The sequence below is a fragment of the Metasolibacillus meyeri genome, assembly GCF_003049505.1.
Taxonomy (GTDB): Bacteria; Bacillota; Bacilli; order Bacillales_A; family Planococcaceae; genus Metasolibacillus; species Metasolibacillus meyeri.
This window is the reverse complement of record NZ_PYWN01000243.1, coordinates 1-3,609: the sequence shown is the minus strand read 5'-3', so window position 1 is coordinate 3,609 and position 3,609 is coordinate 1. Positions and strand designations below refer to the sequence as shown.

Here is a 3,609-nt window from a genome sequence, read left to right as displayed (position 1 = left end):
GTTTGGGGTGATGCGCCAGTTATCACTGATGAAAGCAAGTTAGTATAAGTCCCCAAGTGTGTAGTAACTATCTTTGAGTAAATCAGCAAATTTTTATCAAAATGAAAGGGCGGTTGGAGAAATGAGGGAACATCCTGACAGTAATTTAGTGAGAAAAGTGCAAGATATTAATTTATACGATGGGGTGCACAGAATTGTAATAGATGGCAGGCAGATTCTTGTTGCGAAAGTCGGTAAATCTTTAGTTATTAATACTGACCGTAGTCTTATCACTCATGTCGACTAAGACAACTTAATATCAAATATTTATCAGCCTTCCATAATATCTGTGGAGGGCTTTTCTAATAGAAAGAAGGTGATAACATGTTCACCGTTTTATACAGCGGCACAGAATACCCAATTAACCACATTAAATCAGCAAAACGAGAATTCGTAATGAATGATATTCCTGATTTGTCTTTATCAGTTGTAAATAGAGAAAATAATCCGGCTTACCATTTTTTAAATGAAGAAAGTATTGTTTTAATTGATGGTTATGAATTTCGTATAAAACTCGTGCAAGAAATGCCGAGCTATAAAAACTTGCAACTTGTTCATATTTTGCTGGATTTAGTGGACATGCCATTCAATCAACTCTTAGATGGCGCATATACGCCACAAAATTTATTAAATCAAATCATAAATGGAACAGGTTTTACACTCGATTTAAACACAACTGGTTTGCCTAATGTAAATGTTAAAGAGTTTGGGCATACAAACAAATGGCGCATGTTAAAAGATGCTACGGAGTTACTACAAGCAGAATTTACAGTGTTACCTGGTCGCGTTATTCGTGTACGAAAACAACTTAGCAATGACTACGGAAAGCAATATCGGTACGCTCATAACTTGCGGAATATATCGAAGAAAACAGACTCTTCAGATGTCGTAACACATGTAATAGTGAACTATGGTGAGGATTTAATACACACTGCAACGTTTACAAGTCCAACAGCAAGTAATTATAGTAGGCAGCATTTTGGTGATATTATCAACGATGAACGGATAGAAACGTATACAGATGCCCAAAAGCGCGCTGAACGAGAGTTTAAAGATATTGATATATCGTATGAGCTTGACGTGATGAAGCACTTTCGTGATGTTGAGCTAGGGGAAACGATTCACACTATTTATGAACCGCTGAACGATTTATCCATTGTCACACGCATTCTAAAAACAACAGAGATCTGGAATGGCGAACAATTTGTGATGGAGGATGCGACAGTCGGAAATTATGTTTTTAAAACAGCAGATGAAATCATTCAAGATCAAATTGAAAAAGATAAAAAAGAGACTTCTGAAAAAATAGATGAAAAAACTAAAATCATTAACAATAAAATGACTTTGCAATTTCATGAAACAGACCAAAAAATTATCGATCAACATACAACAATAACCAGCGAGTATACAGCAGCCATTTCTTTAAGTGCACAAGAATTACGTACAGATATGAGTGCGAAAGTGACAACGATTAATAGCGATATGCAGATAATACGTAATGATGTATCATCTATTTCACAAACTGCTAGTGCTATTCAGTCAACTGTATCAAGTCAGCAAACGCAAATTGGTTCGTTGGGAACACGTATGACAAGTGCAGAAAGTCAGATTACACAAACAGCTAATCAGATATCACAAAAGGTATCGTACACAGACTATAACGGTGATACGATAGCTTCTTTGATTAATCAAACGGCTACATCTATCCGCATTCAAGCTAGTAAAATTCAATTAGTTGGGGCGGTCAGCGTATTATCTGACATCACAGGTGCTTTAGGAAATATCACAAGTGGTAATATTGATATTCAACAAGATGTACTCGTTGGTTCAGGTATTTATATGCGCGGGTATGGCCCTAGAAATGGAATCTATTTTGGAGGGGCATGGGGCTCTCAAATTTATGATGATCGTTCGGGTAATATGACGGTCGAAGCGGGTACACATTTAAATTTGTCAGGTACCCAAGTCAATGTGTGGGGAGATGTGAATTTTTACGGAAATGTATCAGGAGTGGCTGGTTCGGGCACGTCAGGGCTATCAATAGCATATAGCGCAGCATCTAAACGCCTGTATGTACGGCTTTATGGTTCGGATGTAGGTTATGTTTCATTAACTTAAAGGAGAATGATAAAATGGATTATCAAGTACAATTAAACAACGGTCAAGCGATCATATTAGAAAATGCAGAGTTTGAAGCGAAGGGGAGTGAATCTGTATTCAATGTTCGTGATGTATTATCGGTGCATTTTGGTAACTACTTAACGAATAAACACCTAATTAATGCAATTATTCCAGATGGAGCAGAATTAATAGATTTACCCTTTGTACTAACTTTGAGTAATGGGACAGTCATAGCAAAAGGCACTCATGCAGCCATTGATTTAACTGAATTGAATAAAATCATTAATGATCCACAGGCTTTATTTTTTGAGTTTGGCGGGTCTTTAATTATTAAACATTCATTTGTATCGATTATGCCAAATGAGGTAGTTTCAACGCTGTCAAACGACTAGCGTTATTTTTATTGCCTTCCACAACAATACTGTGGAGGGCTTTTATTATTCAAAATACAAATTGAAGGGTGAGGTATATGGATATGATTGAGTATTTGCAACGATTTTTGGAATCAGATAGTACAAAATTAATATATATTTTAGCGCTCATTTTAAGTGCTAATATTATTGATTTTACGATTGGGTGGCTCAATGCCAAGTTTAATCCTAAGGTGTCATTTTCGAGCGCTAAAGCAATATTCGGCATTGCTCGCAAGCTTATTTTATTTATTGTGCTTGTATATGCGATACCAGTCGCGCTATTAATGCCAGAGCCATTAGGTATTAGTGCATTATACGTATTGTATATTGGCTATTTACTAAGCGAGATAAATTCGATTTTAAACCACTTTAAGCTAGCTGATGATGATAAAAGCATGGACCCGTTCATTGAATTTTTCAAGGGCTTAATGCGTAAAGGGGGCAAATAACAATGGTTAAAATCCGTCGATTATTAGTGCCCTCCACAGTTGCAGTAACAGTCACAAACGCAGGGAAAAACGCCAAACGTAAGATATGTATACACGAAACAGGAAACCGTAAAATAGCGGCAAATGCGGATGCTCACGCGCGCTTACAAGCAAAAGGAAATAGCCGTCAAGCTTCATGGCACTGGACAGTTGATAACAATGAAGCTGTCCAATCATTTACACATGAGGCACGTTGTTGGGCGGCTGGAACAGGGCAGGGAAATAATGAAGCAATACACATTGAAATTTGTGTTAACAGCGATGGTAACTATCAAAAAGCTGTAGACAATGCGGCTCAATTAACTGCTAAAATTTTAAAAGATGAAAAGCTAACAATTAGTGATGTTGTACAACACAATCACTACAGTGGTAAAAATTGTCCAGAAATTATGCGTAGTGGAAAAGAAATTACATGGCAGCAGTTTTTAAAAATGGTAGAAGGGTATTTACAGCCTGTAAAAGAAAAGGAAGTGCGTACAATGGAATTTAGTAGTCCAGCATTAAAAAATGAAACAGAAACTACACTAGCAAGTGCAGCACGCAGAAAA

Annotated in this window: 5 protein-coding genes; all 5 read left to right on the top strand. The window is 36.8% G+C overall.

The features are described from left to right. The first annotated feature begins 73 nt into the window (after positions 1-73). On the top strand, positions 74-286 hold the full coding sequence (locus C9J34_RS21740) for a hypothetical protein (protein ID WP_153062670.1): 213 nt from the start codon (positions 74-76) through the stop codon (positions 284-286). A 77-nt stretch (positions 287-363) separates the two neighbouring features. Next, the gene (locus C9J34_RS21310) at positions 364-2,157 is read left to right on the top strand and encodes a phage tail spike protein (protein ID WP_107842164.1); all 1,794 of its coding nucleotides are present in this window, start codon (positions 364-366) and stop codon (positions 2,155-2,157) included. Positions 2,158-2,171: 14 nt separating this feature from the next. Then, positions 2,172-2,552 carry a hypothetical protein gene (locus tag C9J34_RS21305; RefSeq protein ID WP_107842163.1) on the top strand — a complete coding sequence of 127 codons (381 nt, stop codon included), beginning with the start codon at positions 2,172-2,174 and terminating at the stop codon, positions 2,550-2,552. A 77-nt stretch (positions 2,553-2,629) separates the two neighbouring features. After that, a complete protein-coding gene (locus tag C9J34_RS21300; RefSeq protein WP_107842162.1) occupies positions 2,630-3,022 on the top strand; it encodes a phage holin family protein in 393 nt (130 codons plus the stop codon). A gap of 2 nt (positions 3,023-3,024) precedes the next feature. Then, positions 3,025-3,609: peptidoglycan recognition protein family protein (locus C9J34_RS21295; RefSeq protein WP_193769138.1), on the top strand; the 585-nt coding region annotated here is incomplete at its 3' end.

Coding starts and splice junctions, on each gene's coding strand:
- C9J34_RS21305 (WP_107842163.1), top strand. CDS start 2,172: ATGGATTATCAAGTACAATTAAACAACGGTCAAGCGATCATATTAGAA.
- C9J34_RS21310 (WP_107842164.1), top strand. CDS start 364: ATGTTCACCGTTTTATACAGCGGCACAGAATACCCAATTAACCACATT.
- C9J34_RS21300 (WP_107842162.1), top strand. CDS start 2,630: ATGGATATGATTGAGTATTTGCAACGATTTTTGGAATCAGATAGTACA.